The 25,640-nt window shown below is 68.9% G+C and carries 26 protein-coding genes; 16 read left to right on the plus strand and 10 right to left on the minus strand.

The window, feature by feature from the left end; genetic code table 11:
- Positions 1-142 precede the first annotated feature (142 nt).
- Together HW274_RS03935 and HW274_RS03940 are read left to right on the plus strand one after the other, a co-directional pair.
- Positions 143-793: a peptidase gene (locus HW274_RS03935; protein ID WP_185989246.1), complete on the plus strand. Its 651-nt coding sequence runs from the start codon at positions 143-145 to the stop codon at positions 791-793.
- A 38-nt stretch (positions 794-831) separates the two neighbouring features.
- Positions 832-2,043 carry a hypothetical protein gene (locus HW274_RS03940; RefSeq protein WP_185989247.1) on the plus strand — a complete coding sequence of 404 codons (1,212 nt, stop codon included), beginning with the start codon at positions 832-834 and terminating at the stop codon, positions 2,041-2,043.
- Between the two features lie 74 nt (positions 2,044-2,117).
- Here HW274_RS03940 and HW274_RS03945 read toward each other — a convergent pair whose 3' ends face one another.
- Positions 2,118-2,306: a CsbD family protein gene (locus HW274_RS03945; protein WP_075254120.1), complete on the minus strand. Its 189-nt coding sequence runs from the start codon at positions 2,304-2,306 to the stop codon at positions 2,118-2,120.
- A 262-nt stretch (positions 2,307-2,568) separates the two neighbouring features.
- Between HW274_RS03945 and HW274_RS03950 the strand changes: the two genes are divergently transcribed.
- Together HW274_RS03950 and HW274_RS03955 are read left to right on the plus strand one after the other, a co-directional pair.
- Positions 2,569-4,017, plus strand: a complete 1,449-nt coding sequence (locus HW274_RS03950; RefSeq protein ID WP_185989248.1) for a cytosine permease — start codon at positions 2,569-2,571, stop codon at positions 4,015-4,017.
- Positions 4,014-4,898, plus strand: a complete 885-nt coding sequence (locus HW274_RS03955) for a purine-nucleoside phosphorylase (protein ID WP_185989249.1) — start codon at positions 4,014-4,016, stop codon at positions 4,896-4,898. The genes HW274_RS03950 and HW274_RS03955 overlap by 4 nt, the downstream gene beginning before the upstream one ends.
- Before the next feature lie 39 nt (positions 4,899-4,937).
- Here HW274_RS03955 and HW274_RS03960 read toward each other — a convergent pair whose 3' ends face one another.
- Positions 4,938-5,318: a nuclear transport factor 2 family protein gene (locus HW274_RS03960; protein ID WP_185989250.1), complete on the minus strand. Its 381-nt coding sequence runs from the start codon at positions 5,316-5,318 to the stop codon at positions 4,938-4,940.
- 84 nt (positions 5,319-5,402) lie between these two features.
- Here HW274_RS03960 and HW274_RS03965 point away from each other — a divergent pair, with 84 nt between their 5' ends.
- The 4 genes from HW274_RS03965 (at position 5,403) to HW274_RS03980 (ending at position 10,086) form a co-directional block, all read left to right on the plus strand.
- Positions 5,403-5,996 carry a TetR/AcrR family transcriptional regulator gene (locus tag HW274_RS03965; protein WP_075390695.1) on the plus strand — a complete coding sequence of 198 codons (594 nt, stop codon included), beginning with the start codon at positions 5,403-5,405 and terminating at the stop codon, positions 5,994-5,996.
- Between the two features lie 95 nt (positions 5,997-6,091).
- Positions 6,092-7,528, plus strand: coding sequence for a class II fumarate hydratase (fumC, locus tag HW274_RS03970; protein WP_185989251.1), 1,437 nt, complete (start codon positions 6,092-6,094; stop codon positions 7,526-7,528).
- A 230-nt stretch (positions 7,529-7,758) separates the two neighbouring features.
- Positions 7,759-9,588 carry a subtype A tannase gene (locus tag HW274_RS03975; protein ID WP_185989252.1) on the plus strand — a complete coding sequence of 610 codons (1,830 nt, stop codon included), beginning with the start codon at positions 7,759-7,761 and terminating at the stop codon, positions 9,586-9,588.
- Between the two features lie 111 nt (positions 9,589-9,699).
- The gene (locus tag HW274_RS03980) at positions 9,700-10,086 is read left to right on the plus strand and encodes a DUF1304 domain-containing protein (protein ID WP_185989560.1); all 387 of its coding nucleotides are present in this window, start codon (positions 9,700-9,702) and stop codon (positions 10,084-10,086) included.
- 30 nt (positions 10,087-10,116) lie between these two features.
- On the opposite strand, the gene HW274_RS03985 is transcribed toward HW274_RS03980, so the two are convergent.
- Positions 10,117-10,884, minus strand: coding sequence for a DeoR/GlpR family DNA-binding transcription regulator (locus tag HW274_RS03985; RefSeq protein WP_075415505.1), 768 nt, complete (start codon positions 10,882-10,884; stop codon positions 10,117-10,119).
- Positions 10,885-11,093: 209 nt separating this feature from the next.
- Between HW274_RS03985 and HW274_RS03990 the strand changes: the two genes are divergently transcribed.
- The 7 genes from HW274_RS03990 to HW274_RS04020 all read left to right on the plus strand — a co-directional run bounded on the left by HW274_RS03990 (position 11,094) and on the right by HW274_RS04020 (position 16,362).
- The gene (locus HW274_RS03990) at positions 11,094-11,534 is read left to right on the plus strand and encodes a VOC family protein (RefSeq protein ID WP_260679178.1); all 441 of its coding nucleotides are present in this window, start codon (positions 11,094-11,096) and stop codon (positions 11,532-11,534) included.
- A 271-nt stretch (positions 11,535-11,805) separates the two neighbouring features.
- Entirely contained in the window at positions 11,806-12,675 is an 870-nt protein-coding gene (locus tag HW274_RS03995; RefSeq protein WP_185989254.1) for an ABC transporter ATP-binding protein, read from the plus strand.
- Positions 12,672-13,376, plus strand: a complete 705-nt coding sequence (locus HW274_RS04000; RefSeq protein ID WP_185989255.1) for an ABC transporter permease — start codon at positions 12,672-12,674, stop codon at positions 13,374-13,376. Before HW274_RS03995 ends, HW274_RS04000 begins: the two co-directional genes overlap by 4 nt.
- Complete coding sequence (locus HW274_RS04005) at positions 13,373-14,053, plus strand: ABC transporter permease (RefSeq protein WP_185989256.1); 681 nt, start codon at positions 13,373-13,375, stop codon at positions 14,051-14,053. The genes HW274_RS04000 and HW274_RS04005 overlap by 4 nt, the downstream gene beginning before the upstream one ends.
- Complete coding sequence (locus HW274_RS04010) at positions 14,050-15,048, plus strand: ABC transporter substrate-binding protein (RefSeq protein ID WP_185989257.1); 999 nt, start codon at positions 14,050-14,052, stop codon at positions 15,046-15,048. Before HW274_RS04005 ends, HW274_RS04010 begins: the two co-directional genes overlap by 4 nt.
- A gap of 157 nt (positions 15,049-15,205) precedes the next feature.
- Positions 15,206-15,829 (plus strand): NADPH-dependent F420 reductase, encoded by a 624-nt coding sequence (locus HW274_RS04015; protein WP_185989258.1) that lies wholly within the window; start codon positions 15,206-15,208, stop codon positions 15,827-15,829.
- 125 nt (positions 15,830-15,954) lie between these two features.
- Complete coding sequence (locus HW274_RS04020) at positions 15,955-16,362, plus strand: helix-turn-helix domain-containing protein (RefSeq protein WP_081384963.1); 408 nt, start codon at positions 15,955-15,957, stop codon at positions 16,360-16,362.
- Between the two features lie 40 nt (positions 16,363-16,402).
- Here the strand turns inward: HW274_RS04020 and HW274_RS04025 are convergent, their stop codons facing one another.
- The 5 genes from HW274_RS04025 to HW274_RS04045 form a co-directional block, all read right to left on the minus strand.
- Complete coding sequence (locus HW274_RS04025) at positions 16,403-16,993, minus strand: dihydrofolate reductase (protein WP_185989259.1); 591 nt, start codon at positions 16,991-16,993, stop codon at positions 16,403-16,405.
- On the minus strand, positions 16,990-17,883 hold the full coding sequence (locus HW274_RS04030) for a thymidylate synthase (protein ID WP_313902166.1): 894 nt from the start codon (positions 17,881-17,883) through the stop codon (positions 16,990-16,992). Before HW274_RS04030 ends, HW274_RS04025 begins: the two co-directional genes overlap by 4 nt.
- Positions 17,880-18,578 (minus strand): hypothetical protein, encoded by a 699-nt coding sequence (locus HW274_RS04035; protein WP_075404372.1) that lies wholly within the window; start codon positions 18,576-18,578, stop codon positions 17,880-17,882. The genes HW274_RS04030 and HW274_RS04035 overlap by 4 nt, the downstream gene beginning before the upstream one ends.
- A 67-nt stretch (positions 18,579-18,645) precedes the next feature.
- On the minus strand, positions 18,646-19,086 hold the full coding sequence (locus HW274_RS04040; protein WP_075404373.1) for an OsmC family protein: 441 nt from the start codon (positions 19,084-19,086) through the stop codon (positions 18,646-18,648).
- Positions 19,087-19,255: 169 nt separating this feature from the next.
- Entirely contained in the window at positions 19,256-19,762 is a 507-nt protein-coding gene (locus HW274_RS04045; protein ID WP_185989260.1) for a DUF2505 domain-containing protein, read from the minus strand.
- Between the two features lie 176 nt (positions 19,763-19,938).
- Between HW274_RS04045 and HW274_RS04050 the strand changes: the two genes are divergently transcribed.
- Entirely contained in the window at positions 19,939-21,414 is a 1,476-nt protein-coding gene (locus HW274_RS04050) for a sensor histidine kinase (protein ID WP_075404375.1), read from the plus strand.
- Positions 21,415-21,512: 98 nt separating this feature from the next.
- On the opposite strand, the gene HW274_RS04055 is transcribed toward HW274_RS04050, so the two are convergent.
- Entirely contained in the window at positions 21,513-21,761 is a 249-nt protein-coding gene (locus HW274_RS04055) for a WhiB family transcriptional regulator (protein ID WP_003779481.1), read from the minus strand.
- Between the two features lie 207 nt (positions 21,762-21,968).
- On the minus strand, positions 21,969-25,592 hold the full coding sequence (locus tag HW274_RS04060; protein ID WP_260679180.1) for an FtsK/SpoIIIE domain-containing protein: 3,624 nt from the start codon (positions 25,590-25,592) through the stop codon (positions 21,969-21,971).
- Between the last annotated feature and the right edge of the window lie 48 nt (positions 25,593-25,640).

A 25,640-nucleotide genomic window follows, 5' to 3' on the forward strand; every position in this document is an offset into this window, starting at 1 on the left:
GGAGATGTGAAGTGCCCAACAGTGGAGTAGTGCCCGTGTCGGTGGCGTGACAGGACCCGGGCTGCGTTGGGTAAGGTGTCCGCATCCACATCCTCATCACCCGATGTGAGAGTTGTCGCTTTCACATCCTGAAGGAGTTCCCATGAAGCGAAGCGTATGGATGGCCGCGTCCGCGGCCGTGGCCCTGTCCGTCGTCCCGGTCGGCGCGGCTGCTGCCGAGACGGACCCCGCTCCCGCCGCCGAGCAGGTGGCACCGCAGGCCGGTGGCGCGAAGGCCGACGCTCCCCAGCCCGACACCCCCTCCCCGGCCGCCCCCAAGCCCGATGGCGACAAGCCTGCCCCCGCCCCGGAGCCTGCTCCGGCCCCCGCCGAGGACGCGGGTAAGGCGGCACCCCAGGCTCCGGCTGCCAACAACACCGCGGCGCAGCAGCAGGAGAACAAGCCGGAGGCTCCGGCTGAGCAGCCCCAGCCGAACCAGGGAGACCAGCAGCAGGGTGATCCTGCCGGTTCTCAGGCCGCTCCCGAGCAGCAGGCCCCGGCCCCCGAGCAGTCCTCTGAGGGCGGCGCCCCTGCGGCTGCCGAGGAGAGCGCCCCCCAGGGCGCCGCGGAGGCTCCCGGTGAGCAGGCCGCTGCGCCCCGCGAGCAGGCTGCCTCTGGCCAGCAGGGCACCGCCACCGCAGGTCGCTCCACCCTCGCCCAGACCGGGGCGGGAACGACCGCGGCTTGGATGGTGCTGGGCACCGGTGCGGCAGGCGCCGCCATGCTCATGGCTCGCCGTAGGCTGACCTACTGACACACATCGGTCCTTGACGTTGAGGAGAGGTCTGGCCCATGGATGACCGGATGCTCGACGGGGACAGGGTGCTGTGGTTCATCGGCGGCAGTCCTGAGCGTGCTCAGGAGGCCCTTGCCGCCGGACACGCCTGGACGCCCGAGCAGCGTGCGCAGCTAGAACAGATCGCAGCATCTGCCGGATATTCCCCTCAGCAGCCTGCCGGGTACCCGCCTGCTCAGCAGCAGGTGCCCGTTCAGGAGTCCGCGCCCATGTACGGGGCGCCCACACAGCCCGCGGCCTTTGACGGCGTATTCAGGGGCGACGGCGCTCGTGGCGACACTGTGGACTACGGAGCGGCTCAGCCGACTCAGCCTGCTCAGCAGCCGGCTGCGGTCGCGCCGCCCCAGCCGCAGATGGCGACACCGACGCAGCCTCAGCCGCAGGGCTACAGGCTTCAGCCGTTGCCCGCGGTGACAGAGATGGAGGCGCCGCAGAGCGATGTCTCCCAGTACCCGAGTAGTGCTCCACGTCGCGGTTGGGTCCTCCCGGTCGTAGCGGTCAGTGTGCTCGCCCTCGGGTTGGTCGGGGGTGCCCTGGGAGGGCACTGGCTGTGGCCCGGCAAGGACGCGGCGGCTCCGTCGTCCTCCGCTGCGGCGGCCCCTGCTGCCAGCAAGCCTACGACCCTGCGCGCCGGCAGCGGTTCCTTCGTCTGCTCCTCCGGTGGCACCGGAGTCTCCTGCTGGGGCGCTGACGCCCAGGCCAACACTCAGGGCGCACGTGTCTCGCCGACGGCGGTGCCCGGCCTGGAGAAGGTCAAAGTGTCTGCGCTGAGCGTGGGCAAGGGCTTCGCCGTGGCCGTGGATGACTCGGGCAAGGTCTATGCCTGGGGCGCCAATGAGGTCGGCCAGCTCGGCAAGAAGACTGATGAGGCGCTGGTCAACCAGGCCGTGGAGGTCGGCAAGCTGCCGGCCGCTCCCACCGCGCTCGTCTCCGGTTACGAGCACACCTGTGCGCTCGCCAAGGGCACAGTCTGGTGCTTCGGCTCCAACCGCTACGGGCAGGTCAACGGAACTGTCTCCGACACCCCGTCAGGGTTGGTGCAGGTGGACAAGATCGACGGGGCCACCCAGATCGGCACCTCCGGCTATGACACGTGGGCCACGGTTGACAAGGGGACCTGGACCTGGGGGAACAACTCCTGGGGGCAGGCCGACCCCTCGCAGAGCGTGGTCAACGTGGCTCCGACCCTGATCCCTGCGAGTAGCTGACGCCGGTCTCGGCAACGCAGTAGCGCCCAGCCTCTTGAAGGAGGCTGGGCGCTCGACGTATGTCGCGACGACGCTTACTTGTCGCCCTTGAGGTGGTTGACCGCACCCTTGATGGCGTCCTTGGCGTCCTCGGCGACCTCCTTGATCTTGCCCTCGGCCTGCTGGAGCTTGCCCTCGGTCTCGGTGTCCTTGTTGCCAGTGACCTTGCCCGCGGCCTCCTTGGCCTTGCCGGCGATCCTGTCGAAGGTTCCGTTGTCGCTCATGAGAGCTCCTTTCCGTAGTGAGTCTCCGCGAGGTGGAGACGGGGGGATGGTTCGACTATACATGTGTGCATCTGAGACACAGCCCGATATCCAGTGAGAGTTTCTATAGAAATCACTTCAAATGTGTGATATATCCTATTTCTTTGAGGGTGCGGTCGCTCGATTCCTCTCTCCGGCGTCGTTCGCCGCATCTCCAAGCCCGTAGACTTCAGGCATCTCTCCTTCGAGAGCCTCCTGATACCGACACCGAGGTCGATCGCCCATGAGCAGTGCACCCGCGGACGTTCCCGCCGCCACCCGCGTCGAGAACGCCGGTCTTGACGTCATCTCCGAGTCCGATCGCAAGGGACGACCGAGCGATCTCTTCATGCCCTGGTTCGCGGCCAACATCTCCGTGCTGGGACTGTCCTGGGGCGCCTGGGTCCTCGGATTCGGACTGTCCTTCTGGCAGGCGGTCGTTGCCGGCAGCGTCGGTGTCATCGTCTCCTTCCTCCTGTGCGGCGTCGTGGCCGTCCTGGGCAAACGAGGCAGCGCCCCCACCCTGGCGCTGTCCCGAGCTGCCTTCGGCTACAACGGCAACCGCCTGTCCGCGGCCCTGTCCTGGATCCTCACGGTCGGCTGGGAGACCGTCCTGTGCGTTTCCGCCACCCTGGCCTCGGCCACGGTGTTCCAGGCTCTGGGCTGGCACAACCAGGTCGGTGCCCAGATCCTGGGCTTCCTGCTCACCGTCGGCCTGGCCGCCAGCGCCGGCATCCTCGGCTTCGAGGCGATCATGAGGGTCCAGACCTGGATCACCTGGGCCACCGGTGTCCTCACCATCATCTACCTCGTCCTCGTCGCTCCCCAGATCAGCTTCCGCACGCTCCTGGCCCTGCCGTCGGGCGGCCCCGCGGCCTTCATCGGAGCCCTGGTCATGGTGGCCACCGGCTTCGGCCTCGGTTGGGTCAATGCCGCCGCCGACTACTCCCGCTACCTGCCCCGCAAGGCCTCGACAGCCGGCGTCATCGGCTGGACCACGCTGGGATCGGCGCTGCCCTGCGTGGTGCTCGTCTTCTTCGGCATCCTCCTGGTGGGCTCCGACGCCGAGCTCGGCCAGGCCATCAACACCGACCCCATTGGTGCTCTGACCACGATCCTGCCCACGTGGTTCCTCATCCCCTTCGCGATCGTCGCCATCCTCGGGCTGGCCGGCGGCATCATCATGGACCTGTACTCATCGGGCCTGTCGCTCCTGGCGACCGGCCTGCCCGTGCGCCGGCACGTGGCCACCTCCATCGACGCCACCATCATGACCGTGGGCACCATCGCCGTCATCTTCGGTGCCGATGACTTCCTCGGCGCCTTCCAGGGGTTCCTCACCACCCTGGGAGTGGTCATCGCCGCCTGGGCCGGAGTCATGGTCGCCGAGGTCATTCTGCGCAGGCGCGACTACGACGAGGAGGCCCTCTTCACTCCCGACGGCGTCTACGGCTCGGTCAACTGGGAGGCCATCACCCTCGTGGCTGTCGGTTCCGTCGTCGGCTGGGGGCTGGTCGTCAACTCGGCCGCCTCCTGGTTGTCCTGGCAGGGCTACCTGCTCGGGCCTCTCGGGGGTCGCGACGGGGCCTGGGCCGGAGCCAACCTCGGTGTGCTGGTCTCCCTGCTCATCGGTGTGCTCGGGCACCTCGCCCTCGGCCGAGGCCGGGTGGCCCGCCAGGAGGCGCGTTCGTGAACGACCATGCAGCTGTCCTCTCCCTTGAGCCTGAGCGTCTGGAGGCCCTGAGCGCCTCTGCCGGCGCAGAAGGTCCGGGCCCGGCCGTGGAGGGCGCCCATCAGATCGCCCGTCGTACCGGCGCGCCTGGCCACGACCTGCTGGTGGTCCTGGGGTCCGGCGCCGCCGACGCCCTGGTCTCCTGGGGTGAGCCGGCGGCGAGCCTGCACCTGTCCGACCTGCCCGAGGTCATGGTCCCGGTCGCGCCGGGACATGAGGATCGCCTCGACTCCTATGCCGTCGCTCGTGGCCGGAAGGCGGGCGCCCAGGAGGATGGGGGAGAGCGGCGCGTCCTCGTGGCTCGCGGACGGACCCACCTCTACGAGGGGCACGGGCCCGGACTCGTGGTCGCCCTGTCCCGTATCGCGGCCGCTGCCGGCGTACGCGGGGCCGTCCTGGTCAACGCCGGCGGGTGCCTGCGCAGCTGGCACATCGGCGAGGTCATGACGATCACCGACCACCTCAACCTCACCGGCTCCTCACCCTTCGACGGCCCGGTCTTCACTGACGTTCGCAGCGTGTGGGACGACGAGCTCGCTGACGTCCTGCGCGGTGTCACAGAGAGGTCAGGCGTCTATGCCGCTGTGCGCGGGCCGGAGTATCAGACCATGGCGGAGACGCGAATGCTGGAGTCCGCCGGTGCCGACTGCGTGGGCATGTCCACCGTCCTGGAGGCCATCGCCCTGCACCAGCTCGGGGTGCGCGTGGCCGGCATGAGCGTCGTCTCCGACCTGTCCTTCGCGCAGGCGCCCACCGATCCCGACGAGGTCGTCCGCCTCGCGGCCGGCGCGCACACGACGATCGCCGCCGGCATCGAGGCGGTGCTGGCGGCGATGTCCTGAGCTGCCGACGTCGAGGCGAGTCGCAGGGGCTCGCTCGGGTCAGTTCACGCCCATGAACATGTAGGCGCGCGTCACCTTGCCGTCGACGTCGCGGAAGACGGTGTCGACTCCGCGCCCGACGATGTCGCCGCTTGGGGCGGTCATCGACCAGCGCAGCAAAAGTGCGTCGCCGGACTCCATGCGCTGGTCATAGCTGAAGATCAGGCCCTGACCTGCAATGCGGTCGTTGTGGACGCGGTTGATGTGCTCAGCGATGTCGGCTGTTCCTGTAACGGTCAAGGCGGGTGAGGAGATGTGCAGCGACCCGTGCGGGGCCCACATCTGCTCGATGAGTGCACGGCGCTGACCGGCGTCGGGCTCAGTCCAGGTACGCAGGTAGCTCGCGTCGAAGTTGGCATCGGTTCGGGTGGTGTCGGTCATGAGTCGTTCCTCTTCTCAGGTTAAGTTGACAATGTCAGCATAACTGGAAAGTTGACTGTGTCAACATGTGAGTAGGCTTGGGTCATGAGCCCTCGTGATCCAGGTCCGACGCGCGCCGCCATCCTCGACGCCGCTGCAACGCTGCTCGAGGACAAGGGACCCGAGGCGGTGACGCTGCGTGCCGTTGGTGAGGCTGCCGGCGTGTCCCGCTCGGCGCCCTATCGTCACTACGCGGACAAGGCTGCGCTCATGCGTGCCTTGGCGGGCCGGACACTGCGGCAGATCGCAGAGCGGATTCGTCACGGTGCGGAGCGGCACCGGGGGGCGCGACAGCGGCTGCGCGCCGGTTGCTGGGCCTACATCGACTACGCAGTCGAGTGCCCCCACCACTACCAGCTGGTCTTCGGGGACGCTCCGATTGCGGAGCCGGACCCCGGGCTGGAGGAGGCCGCTGACGACGCCATGGCCGCCGTCGGCGAGCTCGTTGCCCAGGCTCAGGGGGCCGGGCAGCTACGACCCGGCCCCACCCGTGAGATCGCCACCGTCATCTGGGTTCTGCTTCATGGGCTCGCCGCCCTGCAGATCACCGGTCATCTCCATGAGCCCCGGACCATTGACGGCAATGACCATCTTGCGGATCTGCTGGACCTGGCCCTGGAGCAGCTGCGACCCGTGTGACGCGCCTTCGGCGGTGTTGGCCGGTAGCGATCTGAGACGTGTCTGGGACGCCCGTCCCCGCACGGCGGCGAGCACGAGCGCCTAACCTTGCATCTATGACAACTGATGCAAAGACGCCCAACCAGGCTGTCACGACCCGCACCGAATCCGACTCCATGGGCACCATCGAGGTGGACGCCAACCGCTACTGGGGGGCCCAGACCGAGCGGAGCCTGCACAACTTCGACATCGGCCGCGAGACCTTCGTGTGGGGCCGCCCCATGATTAAGGCCCTGGGGATTCTCAAGAAGTCCGCCGCCCTGGCCAACGCCGAGCTCGGCGAGCTGCCCGCCGACATCGCCGAGCTCATCGCCAAGGCCGGCGACGAGGTCATCGCCGGTGACCTCGACACCGAGTTCCCGCTCGTGGTCTTCCAGACCGGCTCGGGCACCCAGTCCAACATGAACTCCAACGAGGTCATCTCCAACCGCGCTATCGAGCTGGCCGGCGGCGAGCGCGGCTCCAAGACCCCGGTCCACCCCAACGACCACGTCAACCGCGGCCAGTCCTCCAACGACACCTTCCCCACGGCCATGCACATCGCCGTCGTCAACGAGCTGGCCGTCATGTACCCGCGCGTCCAGCAGCTGCGCGACACCCTGGACGCCAAGGCCAAGGCCTACGCCGACGTCGTCATGGTGGGCCGCACCCACCTGCAGGACGCCACCCCCATCACCCTGGGGCAGGTCATCAGCGGCTGGGTCGCCCAGATCGACTTCGCCCTCGACGGCATCCGCTACGCCGACTCCCGCGCCCGTGAGCTGGCCATCGGCGGGACCGCCGTCGGCACCGGCCTCAATGCCCACCCGAAGTTCGGGGCCCTGTGCGCCAAGAAGATCTCCGAGGAGACCGGCATCGAGTTCACCCAGGCGGACAACCTCTTCGCCGCCCTGGGCGCCCACGACGCCCTGGTTCAGGTCTCCGGCGCCCTGCGCGTCCTGGGCGATGCCCTCATGAAGATTGCCAACGACGTGCGCTGGTACGCCTCCGGCCCCCGCAACGGCATCGGCGAGCTCATCATCCCCGAGAACGAGCCCGGCAGCTCGATCATGCCCGGCAAGGTCAACCCCACCCAGTGCGAGGCCATGACCATGGTGGCCACGAAGGTCTTCGGCAACGACGCCACAGTCGGCTTCGCCGGATCCCAGGGCAACTTCCAGCTCAACGTCTTCAAGCCGGTTATGGCCTGGTGCGTCCTGGAGTCCATCCAGCTCCTGGGTGACGCCTGCGTCTCCTTCGACACCAACTGCGCCTACGGTATTGAGCCCAACACTGAGCGGATCAAGGCCAACCTGGAGACCAACCTCATGCAGGTCACCGCCCTCAACCGCCACATCGGCTACGACAAGGCCTCCAAGATCGCCAAGAACGCGCACCACAAGGGCCTGTCCCTGCGCGAGTCCGCCCTCGAGCTCGGCTTCGTCACCGCTGAGGAGTTCGACAAGTGGGTCGTCCCCATGGACATGACCCACCCCAGTGCCGCTGAGGACTGATCCTCAGGACTGTCCCTCATAGCCGACGACGGCGCCACCCTTCACGCGAGGGCGGCGCCGTCGTCGTACGAGCCGAGCCCGCATTCTGGCTTGCGCGCCAGCACGCGGATGCCGACTCACAGAAGCGGCACACCACGTCCTGGGATCGTCCGTGCCTTAAGGTGATGTGCTAGCCACGTACGCAGACACCCGAGCGAGGCACGCGACTGACTGAGCCGGAGGGAACCACGATGAACCTGCCACGACGCACCATCCTTGCCGCCCTGCCCGCCACGGCGGGACTCCTGGGCCTGGGAGCCTGCTCCACCGGAGGGGCCACCGCGCAGGCCTCCTCCGCAGCCTCGTCTCAGGCACCCACCGATGCCAAGCTCGCCCTGGACTCCGCCGCCTGGCGCTACGACGCGGACCACAAGGTCTACTACCAGCTGGGTCTGCGCTACGTGGCCACGCCCCAGGCCTCGGACTACGAGACCCTGGGCATCTACGTGCCCGGGCCCTACTTCACCGGGAAGGACAACGGCAACGGCACCTACACGGTCACCGTCAACGCCTCGGGCGCCGTCGGCAGCTTCACCGCCGCCACCGCACCCACCGTCTTCCCGGTCAACACCCCGGGATACTCCGCCCAGAAGCCGCCCACCGAGTACTCCTACGACACCATCAAGGCCTACATGGAGGCCGGCTTCATCTACGTCCACGCCGGTCTGCGCGGCAAGGACTCCAACTCCCAGACCTACTCCGGCAATGCGCCCTGGGGCGTCACCGACCTCAAGGCCGCCGTGCGCTACCGGCGCTACAACTCCGCCGCCGTTCCCGGCGACGCCGCGAAGGTCTACGTCTTCGGGCACAGCGGGGGAGGGGCGCAGAGCGCCGTCGCGGGAGCCTCCGGGGACAGTGAGTTGTTCGCCCCCTACCTGGCCGTCCTAGGGGCCGCCACCACTGACACCAGTGGCAAGGCCCTGTCCGACGCCGTCGCCGGAGCCATGTGCTGGTGCCCGATCACCAGCCTGGACAGCGTCAACGCCGCCTACGAGTGGAACATGGGGCAGTTCGCCTCCTCCGGCACCCGGGCCGAGGGCACCTGGACGAGGGCCTACTCCCAGGACCTTGCGGCCGCCTTCCCCACCTACCTCAACGGGCTGAAGCTCACCGACTCCCAGGGCAAGCCGCTGACCCTGGAGCCCTCCTCCCAGGGCACCTACCTGTCGGGCTCCTACTACAACCACCTCGTGTCGGTCATCCAGAAGTCCCTCAACGACTTCCTGGCGGCCACCACCTTCCCCTACACGCCCTCCTCCACCGAGATGGCCGGGATGGAGCCCAGTGGGGGCGGCGGGGCGCCGTCGGGAACCCCGCCCAGCGACGGTGGCGGCACGCCCCCCAAGGGCGGTACACCCGGAGGCGGCGGTCAGGACAGTGGTGAGTCCACCACCTACAAGACGGTGGAGGAGTACATCGCCTTCCTCAACTCCTCCTCGCAGTGGGTCACCTACGACGCCTCCAAGAAGACCGCGACGGTCACCGGCCTGCAGGGCTTCGTCACCTCCCAGAAGAACGCCTCCAAGGACGTGGGGGCCTTCGATGGTGTGGGGCGTGCCCAGACCGAGAATCTCGTCATGGGCTCAGGGGAGAACAAGCAGCACTTCTCCTCCTTGAGTCGCGAGGTCATCTCCAAGGGGCAGTCCAGGTACTCGGGGCTGTCGGGCTGGAACAAGGACTACGGCGTCGCCGCCTACGAGAAGGACCTGGCCGCCAAGGACTCGGTCGGCACCGACATGGTCACGCGTGTGGCGATGTACGACCCCCTGTACTACCTCACCCAGGACTCCAAGGGCCGGGGCACCTCCACCATCGCCCCGGCCTGGCGCATCCGCACCGGCATTACCCAGGGCGACACGGCCTCCACCGTCGAGGTGAACCTCGCCCTGGCACTCCAGCAGGCCGGAGCCGGCAACGTCGACTTCGCCACCATCTGGGGTCAGGGGCACACGATGGCCGAGCTGACCGGCACCGGCGAGGAGAACTTCATCGCCTGGGTGACCAAGCAGGCGGCCTCCTGACCTCAGGAGGCGCCGGCGACGTCCTGGTGAGCCTCGGGAATCCCGGGGAATAACGACGGCGTCGGGGTGGTTGAGGGGCCGGTTTCCATCCGTCTCATGAATCGAGTGCCCATGCTGACTGCCGCAATGGTCCTCGCCGTCCTGGCCGCTGCTCTCCATGTCCTCATCTTCTACATGGAGTCCATCGCCTGGGAGGGGCCCCTGGCCCGCAAGACCTTCGGAGGTACGCCCGAGGAGGCCAGGCCACACGCCTTCTACGCCTTCAACCAGGGCTTCTACAACCTCTTCCTGGCCCTCCAGACGCTGACCGGAGTCACCCTGGCGGCCCTGGGACACGTGGAGCTCGGCGCCGCCCTCATCCTGGCCGGGACCGGGGCCATGCTGGCCGCCGCCGTGGTCCTGGCCCTGGCCTCGGCACCCCACCGCGGCGCAGCTGCCAAGCAAGGCATCCTCCCGCTGCTGGCGGTCTCCTGCACCATCGCAGCACTGCTGGGCTGAGCTGCTCCGCTGCGACCCGGTCGTTCGCCGTTAGTCGCACAGGACGACGTCAACCCCGGCGCCCCGCAGCTCCTCGAGGGCCTCGGGGTCGATCTGGCTTGTTGTCAGCAGCGTGTCGAGGTCCTCGATACGCCCGAACCGGTAGGTGTTGGTCTGGGTGATCTTGCTCGGTGCGGTCGGCAGAACGCGTCGGGTGGAGGAGGCCATGATGGCGCGCTTGACCATCGCGTCGTCGGACTCCATGACGGTCAGGCCCTCACGGGTGGACACGGCGCAGGTGGACAGGACCGCGACGTCGGCGCGGAACGCGTGCACCGCCTCGACCGCCTCAGCGGAGAACAGGGAGAGGGACTCCGGATCCACCGGGCCACCCGCGATGGTCACCGCGGCTCCACGCACGGAGGCCACTGCAGCCCCGGCTCCCAGCGACAGGCACAGAACCCGGATGTCGCGGCCGGCCAGCTGCTCGGCCACCATCTCGCAGGTGGTCCCCGAGTCGATGATGACCGCCTCCCCGTCCTCAATGAGCTCGGCAGTGGCCTGCGCCAGACGGCGCTTGATCTCCACATCCTGCCTGCGACGCATGGAGGCCGGTCGGGCGGCCCCACGGCGCGGTGCACGCAGAGCCCCGCCGTGGACCCGGGTCACCAGGCCCTCATGGGCCAGCTCGGCCAGGTCCCGGCGGATGGTGATGACCGAGACCCCGGTCAGCCGGGACAGCGCCTGCACACTGTGGACCGTGGTGGGGCTCAGGGCACGCAGTATCGTGCGGCGCCTGTCGTGGGGACTGTCGCGCATGCTTCCTCCGCATCGGTAGCAACGAGGTGATCGTTTTGCTGGAGAACGAGCAATGACAATGATCGTATGGTCTTCTACTGTTGGTGTCAACGGATCGGAGTTCCGAGAATCCGTTGATTCAGTAAAGAAAAATCGCTGCCTGGAAGAGTGATCGTACGATCATCTCTGGTTGTCGGCAGTGATTCTTCACCGTCAGGAAAGGAATGACCATGCCGTACCTCGACCACGTCGCCATCTGGGTCGCCGACCTCGACAGCGCCCGCGACTTCTACTCCCACTGGTTTGACGGGCATGCCAACGGTCTCTACGAGAACCCCAGGACCGGCCTGCGCACCCATATCCTCCACTTCGCCGAGACGCCCGCGGACGAGCGGGGGACCCGTCTGGAGATCATGACCCGTCCGGAGCTGGCCGAGGGGCGCGAGGCCGCCGGGCTGGGGTGGGCTCACGTCTCTTTTGGTCTGCCGGGGCGCGAAGACGTCGACCACCTGGCCTCCTACATGTCGGAGGCCGGTGTGCCGGTCGTCGACGGACCCCGTGAGACCGGCGACGGATACTACGAGGCCACCGTGCTTGACCCCGAGGGCAACCGCGTCGAGCTCGTTGCCTCCGACTACTCCGACGACGTCGCCCTGCGCCCGGCCTTCTGATCCGGACCTTCTGATCCGGAAAGCCCGCCCGGGGGCGCAGCCTGGGCATGCAGTGCGGGAATGGTGCGCACTGCTGCGGTGTTGAGAGGGAGCAGCGCGTCGATATCTTCGACGTGTCGATGGTGAGCACCTGGGTGTTTGCTTTCAATCCTGCACCAATCGCCTTGGGAAAGGCCGTCACCTGGCAGATCGGCAGGTGACGGCTGGTACTGTTGCGATACGCCATCGGGCCGCGCCGCCTAAGGCCATGAGAGGACACCCGGCACCCGCAATGAGCAGCACCATTACCTTCGATACCGTTACCAAGTCGTACCCGGCCGGGAGGGGTGCCGAATCAGGTTCCCCCGCCGTCGACTCCTTTACCGCCCGTATCGAGGCCGGCACCACCACCGTCCTGCTGGGATCGTCCGGCTGTGGCAAGACGACCCTGCTGCGCATGGTCAACCGCATGGTGGAGCCCTCCAGCGGACGGGTCCTCATCGATGATGAGGACGTCGCCACCCGCGATGCCGTGGCCCTGCGTCGCTCCATCGGCTACGTCATGCAGAACGCGGGGCTGCTGCCGCACCGGCGCGTCATCGACAACATCACCCTCGTACCCCGCCTCCAGGGCGCCGACCGCCACGACGCCCGGTGCCGGGCCCTCGAGCTCATGGACATGCTCGACCTCGACCGCGACCTGGCCGGGCGCTACCCCCACCAGCTCTCCGGCGGCCAGGCCCAGCGGGTCGGTGTGGCCCGGGCACTGGCCGCCGACCCCGAGGTGCTCCTCATGGACGAGCCCTTCGGCGCCGTCGACCCGCTCGTGCGCCGCGACCTCCAGCGCGAGATGGCGCGCATCCAGGCCGAGCTGGGGAAGACCATCATCTTCGTCACCCACGACGTCGATGAGGCCCTGGCCCTGGGCGACGAGATCATCCTCCTGCGCGAAGGCGCCCAGGTCGCCCAGCGAGGCAGCGGCCCCCAGCTGCTGGCCGACCCGGCCGATGACTTCGTCGCCCGCTTCCTCGGCCTCGATGACGCCGCCCGCCAGCTTCAGCTCACGGACGTCGCCGAGTCCCGGATCGTCCTGGACCGGGCTGGCCGCGCCGTCGGGCGCCTGGCCGACGAGTCCTCCACGGAGGCGGAGGAACGGGCATGAGCTGGGTCCTGGCCAACCTGCCCACCATCGCCGGGCACCTCCTGGCCCACCTCCTCCAGGCGGTTCCCGCGATCATCGCCTCCTTCGTCCTGGCGATCCCCATCGCCCGGCTGGCCCGCGTGGCCCCGCCGTTGCGAGCCGTGCTGGTGACCGGCTCCTCGCTGCTCTACGCCGTCCCCTCCCTGGCCCTGTTCGTCATCCTCCCCATCATCCTGGCCACCGGCATCCGCGACCCGCTCAACGTCATCGTGGCCCTGACCCTCTACGGGCTGGCGCTCCTGGTGCCGGCCACCGCCGACGCACTCGACGCCGTTGACGCCCGCGTCCTGGACGCCGCCACCGCCATGGGCATGGGGCGCCTGCGCTGCTTCCTCACCGTCGAGCTGCCGCTGGCGGGCCCGGCCATCCTCACTGGCCTGCGCGTGGTGACGGTCTCGACGATCTCACTGACCACTGTCGGGGCGGTCCTCGGTGTGCGCAGCCTCGGCTGGCTGTTCACCGACGGCTTCCAGCGCGGCATCACGGCGGAGATCGTCACCGGGCTGGTCGCCACCGCGGCCCTGGCCCTCGTCCTGGACGGGCTCGTCCTCGCGCTGGGGCGGCTGTGCCTGCCCTGGACCTGGAAGCGCGCCGGCGACGCCGGGGCAGTCGCTGCCGGAGCCTGCGCAGCCGCCTCGAACAGTCAGGAGGGCAAGGCGTGAGGTTCGTCCTGGCCGCACTGGCCTACATCGCCGATCCCGCTCACTGGAGCGGGGCCATGGGGATCGGCCCACTGCTGGTCCAGCACGTCCTCTACTCCCTGGCCGGTGTCCTCATCGCCGCACTCATCGGGGTCCCCGCCGGCTGGTGGGTGGGGCACACCGGACGCGGGCGCACCTGGGTGCAACCGCTCAGCGGCACGGCCCGCTCCCTGCCCACCCTCGGCCTCATTACGCTGTTCGGCCTCGTTCTCGGGGTCGGCCTGAGCGCCCCCATGATCGCCTTCGTCATCCTGGCCCTACCCAGTGTCCTGGCCGGAGCCATGAGCGGTGTGCGGGCGGCCTCAGTCATGGCTGTCGACGGCGCCCGGGCCAGCGGCATGAGCGAGCTCCAGGTACTGAGCCGGGTCGAGATCCCCCTGGGAGCGCCGCTGCTCGTCGGCGGGTTGCGCTCGGCCAGCCTCCAGGTCATCTCCACCGCCACACTGGCCGCCTATACCGGCGCCGGCGGGCTCGGCCGACTCATGTTCCTGGGCCTCAAGACCCAGGACTACGTCATGATGCTCTCCTCGGCGCTCCTGGTCATCGCTCTGGCCCTGGCCTCCGAGGCTATCTTCGCTCTCATCCAATGGGGGGTCACGCCCCCGGGCGCCCGGCAGTACCGGAAGGAATCAGCATGACTGCACCGTCCCACTCGCGCCCCGGCAAGCAGCTGACGCGACGCGGCCTGCTGGCCGGTGTCGGCGCAACCACCGGTCTGCTCGCCCTGAGCGCCTGCTCCGACACCGACCCCTTCGCCGTCGACCAATCCTCGGGAGGTTACTCCGGCGGCCCGATCATCATCGGCAGCCAGCAGTACTACTCCAACGAGATCATCGCCGAGCTCTACGCCCAGATGATGGAGAAGACGGGCCTGACCGTTACCCGCCAGTACCAGATCGGCCAGCGGGAGGTCTACCTGCCCGAGCTCGAGGCCGGCAAGATCCACGTCATCCCCGAATACGGCGGCAACCTGCTGGAGTACTACAGCAAGACCTCCGCCTCAGGCGGCCCCACCGCTGCGACCGCCACCGCAACCTCCTCCCGCGCCGCCGGCGATACCGCCTCCATCCAGGACGCCCTGCTGAGGACCCTGCCGCACTCGCTGACCGTCCTGAACCTGGCCGAGGCGACGGATCAAGACTCCCTGACCGTCACCAAGGCCACCGCCCAGGCCCACTCCCTGACCTCCATCGGCGACCTGGCCTCGCTGGGGCGGTCCGTCACGATCGCCGCGAACTCGGAGTTCGCCACCCGCCCCTACGGCCCCAAGGGCCTCAAGGCCGTCTACGGGGTCGACGCCTCCGTCACGCCGGTGGAGGACTCCGGCGGGCCCCTGACCGTCAAGGCCCTCACTGACGGCACCGTCGACGTCGCCGACATCTACTCCTCCGATCCCGCCATCGGGGTCAAGGATCTCGTCATCCTGTCCGACCCCCAGATGCTCATCCTCCCGCAGAACGTCACCCCGCTGGTCTCTGCCTCACTGCCAGCCATCGCGGCCACCGCCATCAACCGGGTCTCGGCCCTGCTGACCCCCGATGAGCTGCGCTCCCTCAACCAGCGCTCTACCGGCGAGAAGCTCAGCTCCAAGACCATCGCCACCGACTGGCTCACCTCCAAGAAGCTGCTCTGAGCGGCGAGAGCCCCGCGGTGCTCGGCATGTCAGCGATGGCGGAGAGCGTGTGGACAACAGCCTGTGATCTCTTTCATACAGTCACTCTCTTCTGGAAAGTGATTGCGTGTGAGAGAGTTTAGTTGTTCGTTCAACAACTAACGCTCAAGGAGTTCTCATGTCCGTCCCCTCCATCTCCATCATCGGCGCCGGCAACATCGGATCGGCGGTCGCAGGTCTGGCGGTCAAGGCCGGTGCCACTACTCAGGTCCTGGTGCGCGACGCCTCCAAGGCCACCGACCTGCCGGGCGTCGACGTCGCCCAGATCGGTTCACCCCTGACCGGTGACATCGTCGTCCTCGCCCTGCCCTACGCCGCCATCGACGAGGTCATCGCCACCTACGGCGCACAGGCCTTCGCCGGCAAGATCGTCGTCGACCCGACCAACCCCCTGGACTTCACCACTCTCGACTCTCTCGTCCCGGCCGGTAGCTCCGCGACCGCCGAGCTCGCAGCGAACCTCCCGGACGCGCAGGTGGTCAAGGCCTTCAACACCGTCTTCGCCGCCGTCCTGGCGAGCGGCACCATCGGCGCTCGCCCGGCCACTGTCCTGGCCGCCTCCGACTCCGCAGGGGCCAAGGCGAGCCTGCGCTCGTTCGTCGAGGCCGCCGGACTGGTGTGGGCCGACGCCGGAGAGCTCAAGCGGGCAGAGCGTATGGAGGCGCTCGGGGCGCTGAACATCGCCCTGGGTGTCACGGAGCAGGTTGGTTGGACTGGCGGCCTCGCCGTCGTGTCTGAGTGAGCCCCGAGTAAGGCTCGAGTAAGGCTTCCGATTCGCAGGTAACCTATCGCCTATGCCCGTCGTCGGCCGCCCACACGCGTGGGCGGCCGACGACGGATCAGCGACCAAGCACACGAGGAGACGATGTGGCCGACACTGAGTCGCCGACCGGCACGCAGCAGGCGGGGGAGATGGCGCCCGACCCCTATAGCCGTAGCTGCCCCTCACGCGGTCTGCTCAAGTCGCTCGGCGACCTGTGGACCGTGCTCGTCGTCGGGGCGCTTCACGAAGCGGACCAGCCGCAACGATTCAAGGAGATATCGACCCGCGTCGATGGTATCTCCACCAAGATGCTCACCCAGACCCTCAGGGGCCTTGAGCGCGATGGTCTCATCGAGCGCCATCAGTACCCTGAGATCCCACCGCGAGTGACCTACGAGCTCACCGACTCGGGCAAGGGTCTGGCGGAGGCGCTGGCTCACGTCGAGGCCTGGGCCACTGAGCACCTCGGCGCTGTCAGCCAGGCCCGGGCGCGCTACGACGCCGACCACTGAGCCTCCGCTGAAACGCTCACCGAGGGCGTTTCGAGCGCGTCTATAGGTGCCGCCAGGTCTCCACGCGCCAGCGCGCGTCCCCGGATGCGGGGCGCCACTGCCCCCGCGGGTCGGAGAGGGCCGGGTCGATGGCCCACTCGTGAGTGCTGATCCCCGGCGCGCGCACCAGCGTCGAGTCGGGCAGGCCGCGCTCGCGGGCCCGCTGCGAGGCATCCAGGTCCAGGACGCTGACGACGAGCACATCGGGCAGGCCGTCAGCCAGCGCCTGCTCGTAGACGCTCCCACCACCGATGACCCACAGACGGGGCAGCCCGGCAGCATCCCCCTCGCGGGGGTCGCGGCCCAGCTCAGCGGCCAGGCCCCGCGCCGCCAGCGAGAGCCCCTCGCGCAGTGAGCCGGCGCGGACCGCCCCCTCGGCCCGCCAGGAGCGGTCACGGGTGAGGACCACGTTGCGCCGCCCGGGCAGGGGCCCTCCCAGTGAGTCCCAGGTGGTGCGCCCCATGACCAGCCCGCAGCCCATGGTCGTGGCCTTGAAGTGGGCGAAGTCCGCCGGCACGCGCCACAGCATGCCACCGTCGGCACCCAAGACGCCGGTGACGTCCTGGGCCCAGATCATCCCCAGGCCGCTCATACCGCGACCGGGGCCTTGATCGTGGGGTGGTGCTCGTAGCCCTGGGAGGCGTCGATGTCGTCCATGTCGTAGGAGTCGATGGACTCGGCCCGCTCCAGGCGCAACGTGGGGAAGGGGTGGGCGCTGGGCACCCGGGAGAGCTGGGTGCGGACCTGCTCGACGTGGTTGTCATAGATGTGGCAGTCCCCGCCGGTCCAGATGAGCTCTCCGGGCTCCAGGTCCGCCTGCTGGGCGAGCATGTGGGCCAGCAGCGCGTAGGAGGCGATGTTGAAGGGCACCCCCAGGAACAGGTCGGAGCTGCGCTGGTAGATCTGCAGGCTCAGGCGGCCGTCGGCCACGTAGCACTGGAAGAAGGCGTGGCACGGGGCCAGTGCCATGGACCCCAGCTCGGAGACGTTCCAGGCCGACACCAGCATGCGCCGTGAGTCCGGGTCGGTGCGCAGCGTGTCGATGAGCCCGGCGATCTGGTCGATCGCGCTCCCGTCCCGGGTGGGCCACGAGCGCCACTGCGAGCCGTAGACCGGCCCCAGCTCACCGGAGTCATTGGCCCACTCGTCCCAGATCGTGATGCCCCGCTCCTGGAGCCAGCGCACATTCGTCTCCCCGCTCAAGAACCACAGCAGCTCACCCTTGACGGCCTTCATGGCCACGAACTTCGTGGTGATGCGCGGAAAGCCGCGGCGCAGGTCGTAGCGCAGCTGGCGGGCGAAGAGCGACCGTGTCCCGGTGCCGGTGCGGTCGGACTTCGCGGTCCCGTTGGTCAGGACATCAGCCAGGAGGTTCTCGTAGGCGACGTCGACGCCTGGCGGGGGGATGAGCCCCATCTGCGCCAGCGCCGGGTACTGAGCGGCCGACGGTGAGGGCTCGCTGGCGCTGCCGATACCGCTCACGCTTCGATCACCTCGACGTGGGAGCTGTCGACGTAGTCGCTCAGAGCGAGCTGGGGCCCCAGCGCCGCCTGCGCACCCTCGATGACCTGGTTGGCCAGTGCTCGGCCCCCCTTCCAGCCGATGGCGGCGCCGATCCCGAAGGGGAGGAGGCGCCCCAGCGCCAGCGCCCCGCCCTTGGCGGCCGAGCGCTTGGCCACCCGCTTGATGAGGTGGGCGTTGATCGACTTCACCGACGGCAGGGGCATCTGCATGAGCAGCTGAGCCGCCCAGAACATCGAGGACAGACCCAGCTGGCCCTGAACCGCCTCGGAACCCTCCTTGCCCAGAAGGGCGGAGAGGACCAGGGCCCGACGGCGCTCGGTGTCGACGACGTGGACCCCCTGGATCTCCGCGACAGTCAGAACGTAGGTGACGGCCGAGGCGATGAAGGCGGCGCTCTGGCCGACCGTCAGGGCAGCGGCCGCGCCCGTACTGATGGCTGGGATGGCCGCCGAGGCCCCGACTGCTCCCGATGACAGCCCTGCATCCCGCCGGAAGCGGGCGCCGGCCATCTCGACGAGCTCGGCGGCGTCGGCCCCGGGGCGGTCCCGACGCATCCGTGCGACACGCTCCTCGATGCGGGAGGCCGGGATGGCGATGGCCTTGTCGAGGGCGCGTTCCAGCGCTGTGGGGCGCCCGGAGCGGGAGGTGTTCACAGTGGTCTCCTTACCTGAGTGACGCAGGGGGCCTCGGGGAGAGCGGCCGGTTCAAGGGCCGGGGTGCTCAGTCCTCGTTGGGGTCGACGATCGTCGTGGTGTAGGAAGCGCCGTGCTCGATGGTGTGGCCCACGGTGCAGTGACGGTCGACGGCGCTGGCGACTCGCTGGCTGAGCAGCTCGCGCTGCTCGGCGTCGAGGGAGGACAGGTCAGTGACGATCTCGACCTGGAAGGACTCGTAGCGCTCCTCGGCGTCGTTCTTGACGGTCGAGCAGCCCACGGTGGCCTCGAAGTCCTCGCCCAGGGCCTTGGCCAGACGGTGGTCGGCGGACAGGGTGTTGCAGGTGGCAAGGGCGATCTTCATCAGCTCACCGGGGGAGAACTCGCCCGGGCCCATGCCGATGCGGACCTCAGCCCCCGAGGAGTTGCGACCGATGTACTGGCGGGTGCCTGCGCGCTCGGCCCACACGGCGTTGGGGGCGGAGGCGGCTGCGTTAGAAGTACTCATGGCCTGATCGTGCCATGAAACCGGGCGAGACCCGGCGGTGGAACCGGCGCACAGCCCCGTGATGCGCCACTGGCGGACAGGGACGCATCACGGGAATAACGCCGCTGGGCGACGCAGCGCACAGTCCGTGATCGATGCGGGTGATCGAGGTGAGCGATGGAGGGGCGGCTCAGTGCTCGGCGAGCCAGGCGGCGGCCCGGCGCTCCTCGTCCGCCACGACTCGGCCCACCATGCCCATTGCCTTCTCCTCGATGGTCTTGCCGACCAACGGCACGGTGACCTTGAGGTCGACGTCGACGGTGACGGTGGTGGCCTCACCGGCGGCATCCGCGGCGGGAGACATGGTGGAGGTGGCACTGACTTTGACCGGGGCGTTCTTGATCGTCACGTCGTAGCCGCCGGAGCGTGAACCGTCATCCTTCGGCTCGCCCCAGGACTCGGCCACGGAGAAGGACACCGCCGAGCGCACGAACCTCGAGGCGACCGAGGGCAGCTGGGAAGGCTGGATGCTCCCGGCGATGGTGGCCACGAAGCCCTGGCCTCGCTGGGCGACGTCCACCGAGGCGTTGTCGAGCCCGGCCCGCGAGACCCGCGCCTCCTGATAGGCGGGGTCGGCGAGCATCTGCGCGGTGCGTGCCGGAGTGGCGGGATAGGTGATGGTGATGGTCTTCCTCATGGTGCGATCCTGTCATGTTTCGCCGGGGTAGGGCATGCTCCGACCGCCGCGGGGTCGGCAGTCAGGGCGCACTCGTGCGGTTGAATGCGGGATCATTCAGATCCCGAACATGTGTCCTGCTTGGCAAATAGCCGGCTCAACGAGCCGGTTCCGCTGACTGCCGATAACCTTGAGAGGTGCCTAATCTTCTGCCTAGCGCCCTGAGAGACGCAGTCGACCTCGCCGAGGCCGACCTCGACTGGATCCACCAGCTGGTGGCTGACTGGCAGTTGATTGCGGACCTATCCACCTCCGACCTGGTCCTGTGGGTGCGTACCCGTGCGGGGCGCTTCATTGCCGCGGGCCACACCCGCCCCTCGGGGGGAACCACCGTCCACCTCGAGGACGTTGTCGGGCGGCGCATGCCGGCCTCACGTGAGGCCATGGCCATGGAGTCACTGTCCACCGCCCAGATCCAGGACGCCGCCGAGCCCTACTGGACCGGTACCGCCGCGGTCCAGGAGGAGTACATCCCGGTCGTTCACGCCGGTACGCCGATCGCCGTCGTGACTCGGGAGACCTCGGTGGGTGTTATCCGGGGCGGGCGCATCGTTGAGCGGGAGATGGAGGAGATCGCCGAGGTCCTGTGCCAGATGACCGCCTCGGGCGAGTTCCCCATCCAGGGCGCCGGCACCACGATCCGTCACGGCACGCCGCGAGTGGCCGACGGCGTCCTGCGCCTGGACGAGGAGGGACGGATCGTCTACGTCAGCCCTAACGGGCGCTCCTGCTTCCACCGCCTGGGCATCGAGGGTGAGCTGGAGGGGATCCTGCTGGCCGAGGCCGTCACCTCGATCATTCCCGCCCGTACCCCCGTCGATGAGACGCTGGCCGTGGTTCTCATGGGCAGGCAGGCCTGGCTCACCGAAGTCGAGGTCGGGGGAGTGTTCCTGTCTGTGCGCTCCATCCCGCTGACGCTCAAGGGACGCCGATCCGGGGCAGTGCTCCTGGTTCGTGACGTCACCGAGGTGCGTCGGCGTGAGCAGGTCCTGCTCAACAAGGACGCCACCATCCGGGAGGTCCACCACCGGGTCAAGAACAACTTGCAGACCGTCTCGGCGCTGCTGCGCATGCAGGCCCGCCGCGCCTCGAACGAGGAGACCCGTCAGGCCCTGTCCGAGGCCGAGCGCCGGGTGACCACCATCGCCACTGTCCACGACGCCTTGAGCCACAACGTCAACGAGCACGTGGACTTCGACGAGGTCTTCTCCTCCATCCTACGCATGGCCGCGGTTGTGGCCACGCCCACGGGCGAGGTCAGCACCAAGCTGGAGGGCTCCTTCGGAGTGGTCGACGCTGACACGGCGCAGGCACTGGCCACGGTGCTGGCCGAGCTGGTGACCAACGCCGTCGAGCACGGCCTCGATGGCCGTGACGGCCGCGTGACGGTCACGGCCCACCGTGACGAGGACCGGCTCGAGGTTCATGTGATGGACAACGGTGCAGGCCTGGCGCCGGATACCCTTATGACCGGTCTGGGAACGCGGATCGTCACCACGCTCGTGCGCGGCGAGCTACGTGGGGTCATTGACTGGGAGCCTCTGAGCGGAGGGGGCACCGACGTCGTCATTCACGCCCGCCTTAATCAGCGGGCTGCCAGGGCTGAAGTCTGACCCTCCCTTTTTCTGCGGCTGAAAACCCCTGGATCAACAAAACGGTGTTCGCACGATTAACCGTGCGAACACCGCAGTGTCAAGAACTCGATCAGTTTTCAGGAGGACCGGCGGGCCCTGGCCGCCCTGCGCTTGAGAGAACGGCGCTCGTCCTCGCTCATGCCTCCCCAGACGCCTGCGTCCTGACCGTTCTCCAGTGCCCACTTCAGGCAGGTGTCCACCACCTCGCAGCGGCCGCACACCTCTTTCGCCTTGGCGATCTGGGCAATGGCAGGACCGGTGTTCCCCACGGGGAAGAAGAGCTCCGGGTCAACGGTGAGACATGCGGCTTGGCTGCGCCAGTCCATAAGGGCCCCCTACAAGGTCATCGGTCATGCGGTTGGCGCCGACCCAGCTTGTCAGGGAAGGGACGGCCGCGTCCGAGAACAACTTTCACACGACGGGGGGCGGCGAGCAAGACCTCGATCATGAGACCTGTGCCGATACCCTGTCGTGATCCTCACAGGATGCTGAGCTGTTGAGATAACACCACTTTCCTTCATTGAGAATGCCTGTTAAACAGGGTGTTCAATAGGACGATCATTGTCATCGGGCTGGGGTTGCACGATCTGAATGGGAAGGCACGTTCCGCGATAGACGAGTGCCCCACGACCAGGCAACGTCATCGCTCTGGGGTCAGTGACCGACCGCAGGGACATGCCTGCGGCCTGATCGGCAGGGCGCATACCGGGCCACAGCACGACGAGTGCCTCACGCTCACGCATCGTGGAGATCGCGCCGCGGAAGGTCGTGGCGACCTTCTCCGTCGAGGCGGAGGCCAGGACCACCTCGGAGCGCGCCAGCGCGGCCTCCACCCGAGTGACGGTGGCGATGTCCGCCAGGTCCAGGTCGTCAACGACGAGGGGGTCGGAGGCCATCGCCTGGGCCAGAGCCCGCAGTGCCGTGGAGCGACCCGAACCAGGAGGCCCGGCGACCAGGACGCTGGTGTGAGCCGGAAGCGTGACCGGTGCTGCCGCGTCCCCTCCCACGGCCCAGGTGCCCTCCGGGACGTCCTCCCAGGTGAGCCGGGTCGGCAGCGGCTCGAGCCGCAGCGCGCGGGCGCCGTCGCGCTCGGAGCCGGATACCGGGCAGTCCTCACGGAGCACGATCTGGCAGGCGGTCGTCGTCGCTCCGTCCAGGATGACGCCGCGCCCCGGAGTGCCGCCGGTGACCACCCCGCGCGGAAGACCTGCCAGAGCGGCCTGTGTGCCGGTGGCCGCACCGAGAACCAGCCTGAGGCCCATCGATCCGGCCCACCGGGCGGTGGAGGCGACCAAGGGCGCGGTCAGCAGCAGGGGAGTGCCTGCTGCTGACGTGGTGCGGATGACGGCCTCCAGCAGGGCGTTGCCCTGGCCGGGGCCCAGCACCTCATCGATGGTTGCGATGAGTGCGTCGACGTTATCGAGGCACAGGAGGTCCGTGCCGAGGTGCCCGCTGGCGGCGAGTCCCCACAGTCGGGCCAGGCGTCGCGGGTCCTCCGTGCCGACCACCGTGCCCACCCCGGGGTGGGTGAGGAGCTCGCGCATGGGTGAGGCCTCGTCCGGGGCCCGGCCGGAGGCGTCTAAGGTCGGGGAAGCGAAGCCGCACAGGTGTACTCCTCGGCCCGCGCCCAGTGCTGCCGTCGCGGCTGAGACGATGACTGTGGACCGCCCTGACCTCGGGGCCCCGAGGACCAGCAGCGGGCGTGTGACCCGCCAGTGCCACAGCCCCAGGCTCTGCTGGCGAGGAAGATCGGTCACGGCCAGGAGAAGATGGTCGTCTTCGCACCCGGACAGTCCTGCGTGGTCAGCAGGCTCCGTGGGGGCGAGCGCCCCGTCGGCTCCCTGCTCCTCACGATCACCCGGTGCCCGGGGGCCCCGGAGCCGAACCAGCTCGAGCGCCTCGGCCGCGCTGATCGAGGCGGGCAGGGCCGGCGCCCAGGGGCGCCACGGGGAGGCGTGCCCCTGGGCTGCGCGTGAGATGAGGTCGACGATCCTCTGGACCTCACGTGTCGAGCCGCACCAGGGGGCCTGAAGCACCTGACTGCCAGGGCTGGGAGCACCACTGACTCCGTTGCCGAGGCCTTGCCGGTCAGGGGCGCTCTCCTGAACGCTGCCGGCTCCACTGACCAGGACCCGTCCGGGATGATGACCGATCCGGGCGGCCCCGTCATGCCCCAGGACGTCCCGGGAGTCAGCGGCGTCGAGCACCCGCAGGCACACTCGCAAGGAGGTGTTGGCCCGAATCGCTGGGGACACGGCCCCCTGAGGGCGCTGTGTGGCCAAAATGAGGTGGATGCCCAGACTGCGCCCCTGGGCGGCGATACGCACCAGTGACTCCAGGACCTCGGCGTGCTCGCCGGCCAAGGTGGCGAACTCGTCCACCGCCACCACCAGATCGGGGACGACGACCCGTGGCGGCAGGCAGGAGAGGTCCTTGGCGCCGTGGGCGGCCAGGATCCGCTCGCGGCGGCGCACCTCGGCCTCCAAGGAGGACAGGGCGCGCTGGGTGCCGGCGGGATCCAGATCCGTCAGCACCCCAGCCGTGTGCGGCAGGTTGGCGAGGGGGCCGAAGGCGGCACCGCCCTTGTAGTCGACCAGGACCAGGGTGAGGCGATCCGGCGCTCGGCTCAGCGCCAGCTGCACCAGCCACGAGATGAGCAGCTCGGACTTCCCCGAACCCGTTGTCCCGGCCAACAGGGCGTGCGGGCCGTCCGCCACCAGGTCGGCACGTACCGGCCCCTGTGCTCCCACGCCGAGCACTGCTGACAGCGCCGGCGCGCCCCGGGCCGGCGAGCGCGTCTGCTCCTCCCACCGTGCCCGCAGCTCGTGGGCGTCGAGGTCGTCCATGACCGCCTTGAGGGGGACCACGTCGGGGACGCCATCGACCCGGGACGACGACCCGGGAGGTTCCGTGATCCGGGAGCGGCTCAGGTGTCGAACCGCCTCCCACCAGGCCGGCGAGTACGACGGCGCCCCGGCCGGAGCGGGCCGTGTGCTCAGCGCCTGGGGCGGGACCTCATCGTGGGAGCAGGTCACTATCTGCGCGCTGCGAGGGTGGGCCTGCGGGCCCCAGGCGAGGCGCAGCCCCAGCCGGTCGTCCGCCGCCTTCCATCCCTCACTCTGCGCACTGTCCCGATGGCCCGCGCGCTCATGCTGCGGCACTCCTGGTGGGTCATCCAGCACAGTCACCCGGACCTCGTTGCGGGCCAGAAGCTGGGCGCACCACCAGCGCAGCGCATTGCCGGAGCCCTTGCCCAGCAGGGCCAGGCTCTCGCCGTCGCAGAGCGTCAGGACGCAGCGTCGTCGGCGAGCGGCACTCCACGCGGCCAGGACCTCCTGAGCGGCGGAGGCGGGCGTTGAGCCCTCGGACGGGGAGTCCCGGACGGACTGAGACATGCTGGAGCGCGCCGCGACGGCCATCAGCATCGTGGCAGGGTCCGGCTCATGACGCCTCCAACCCGGTCGGTGTCCCCGGCGGCGCCGGCGAGCGCGCCATCGGGCCCCACCGGCACGCCCGGTGCGCCCGGCGCGCTGGGCTCGCCGTTGTTGCAGGAAGGGCACCAGACGCATGAGCGTCATCGTGACCATCGGCGCCACCATGACCATGCCCATCGCACCGCGGCTGCCCGTCCTGAGCGCGATCACCGTCGAGCCGGCCATGACCAGGACGCAGACCAGTGAGCCCACCATCAACCATGCCGTTGACGAGGCCTGCGTCGCAGGGGCCGCCACTACCAGGTCGCAGGGGCGCCTGCGCAGCTCGAGCACGCTGTCTCCCAGCCGCAGGAGCGCCCCCTCCTTCATACTCGTCTCCCGGCGCACACGCAGCCACAGGCCCAGGTGCCAGTAGCGGTAGGAGCCGTTGGCCGATCCGCAGTCCTGCGCCAGGACCCGGCCACCGTAAAACCTCAGGCGCAGATGGCGGCGGGAGACCAAGGGATCACTGAGAACCTCTCCCCGGCCCAGAAAGGCGCCGTCCCTGACGGCCATCACCAGGCCGCGGTCAGGACCGTCCAGGACCGCGAGGTGCCACGGACCGGCCAGGGCGGCCAGAGCCGCCTCAGCGGCCGCCTCACCCGCCGAGTGACGGCGCAACGAGGACGAGGCCTCTGCCCGCAGAAGCCAGTGGCGGTCTGGGACGGCGGTGGTAGTGCTCATTGCTCCAGAATCGTCGCTGGGGGTCGTCACGTCGCCGTCGGACAGCCC

It is taken from the genome of Actinomyces sp. oral taxon 169 (assembly GCF_013394715.1).
Classification (GTDB): domain Bacteria; phylum Actinomycetota; class Actinomycetes; order Actinomycetales; family Actinomycetaceae; genus Actinomyces.

Bases quoted from the DNA above. Each gene is read 5' to 3' on its own strand.
- HW274_RS03935 (WP_185989246.1), top strand. From the start codon at position 143: ATGAAGCGAAGCGTATGGATGGCCGCGTCCGCGGCCGTGGCCCTGTCC.
- HW274_RS03940 (WP_185989247.1), top strand. From the start codon at position 832: ATGGATGACCGGATGCTCGACGGGGACAGGGTGCTGTGGTTCATCGGC.
- HW274_RS03945 (WP_075254120.1), bottom strand. From the start codon at position 2,306: ATGAGCGACAACGGAACCTTCGACAGGATCGCCGGCAAGGCCAAGGAG.
- HW274_RS03950 (WP_185989248.1), top strand. From the start codon at position 2,569: ATGAGCAGTGCACCCGCGGACGTTCCCGCCGCCACCCGCGTCGAGAAC.
- HW274_RS03960 (WP_185989250.1), bottom strand. From the start codon at position 5,318: ATGACCGACACCACCCGAACCGATGCCAACTTCGACGCGAGCTACCTG.
- HW274_RS03965 (WP_075390695.1), top strand. From the start codon at position 5,403: ATGAGCCCTCGTGATCCAGGTCCGACGCGCGCCGCCATCCTCGACGCC.
- fumC (WP_185989251.1), top strand. From the start codon at position 6,092: ATGACAACTGATGCAAAGACGCCCAACCAGGCTGTCACGACCCGCACC.
- HW274_RS03975 (WP_185989252.1), top strand. From the start codon at position 7,759: ATGAACCTGCCACGACGCACCATCCTTGCCGCCCTGCCCGCCACGGCG.
- HW274_RS03980 (WP_185989560.1), top strand. From the start codon at position 9,700: ATGCTGACTGCCGCAATGGTCCTCGCCGTCCTGGCCGCTGCTCTCCAT.
- HW274_RS03985 (WP_075415505.1), bottom strand. From the start codon at position 10,884: ATGCGCGACAGTCCCCACGACAGGCGCCGCACGATACTGCGTGCCCTG.
- HW274_RS03990 (WP_260679178.1), top strand. From the start codon at position 11,094: ATGCCGTACCTCGACCACGTCGCCATCTGGGTCGCCGACCTCGACAGC.
- HW274_RS03995 (WP_185989254.1), top strand. From the start codon at position 11,806: ATGAGCAGCACCATTACCTTCGATACCGTTACCAAGTCGTACCCGGCC.
- HW274_RS04000 (WP_185989255.1), top strand. From the start codon at position 12,672: ATGAGCTGGGTCCTGGCCAACCTGCCCACCATCGCCGGGCACCTCCTG.
- HW274_RS04010 (WP_185989257.1), top strand. From the start codon at position 14,050: ATGACTGCACCGTCCCACTCGCGCCCCGGCAAGCAGCTGACGCGACGC.
- HW274_RS04015 (WP_185989258.1), top strand. From the start codon at position 15,206: ATGTCCGTCCCCTCCATCTCCATCATCGGCGCCGGCAACATCGGATCG.
- HW274_RS04025 (WP_185989259.1), bottom strand. From the start codon at position 16,993: ATGAGCGGCCTGGGGATGATCTGGGCCCAGGACGTCACCGGCGTCTTG.
- HW274_RS04040 (WP_075404373.1), bottom strand. From the start codon at position 19,086: ATGAGTACTTCTAACGCAGCCGCCTCCGCCCCCAACGCCGTGTGGGCC.
- HW274_RS04045 (WP_185989260.1), bottom strand. From the start codon at position 19,762: ATGAGGAAGACCATCACCATCACCTATCCCGCCACTCCGGCACGCACC.
- HW274_RS04055 (WP_003779481.1), bottom strand. From the start codon at position 21,761: ATGGACTGGCGCAGCCAAGCCGCATGTCTCACCGTTGACCCGGAGCTC.
- HW274_RS04060 (WP_260679180.1), bottom strand. From the start codon at position 25,592: ATGAGCACTACCACCGCCGTCCCAGACCGCCACTGGCTTCTGCGGGCA.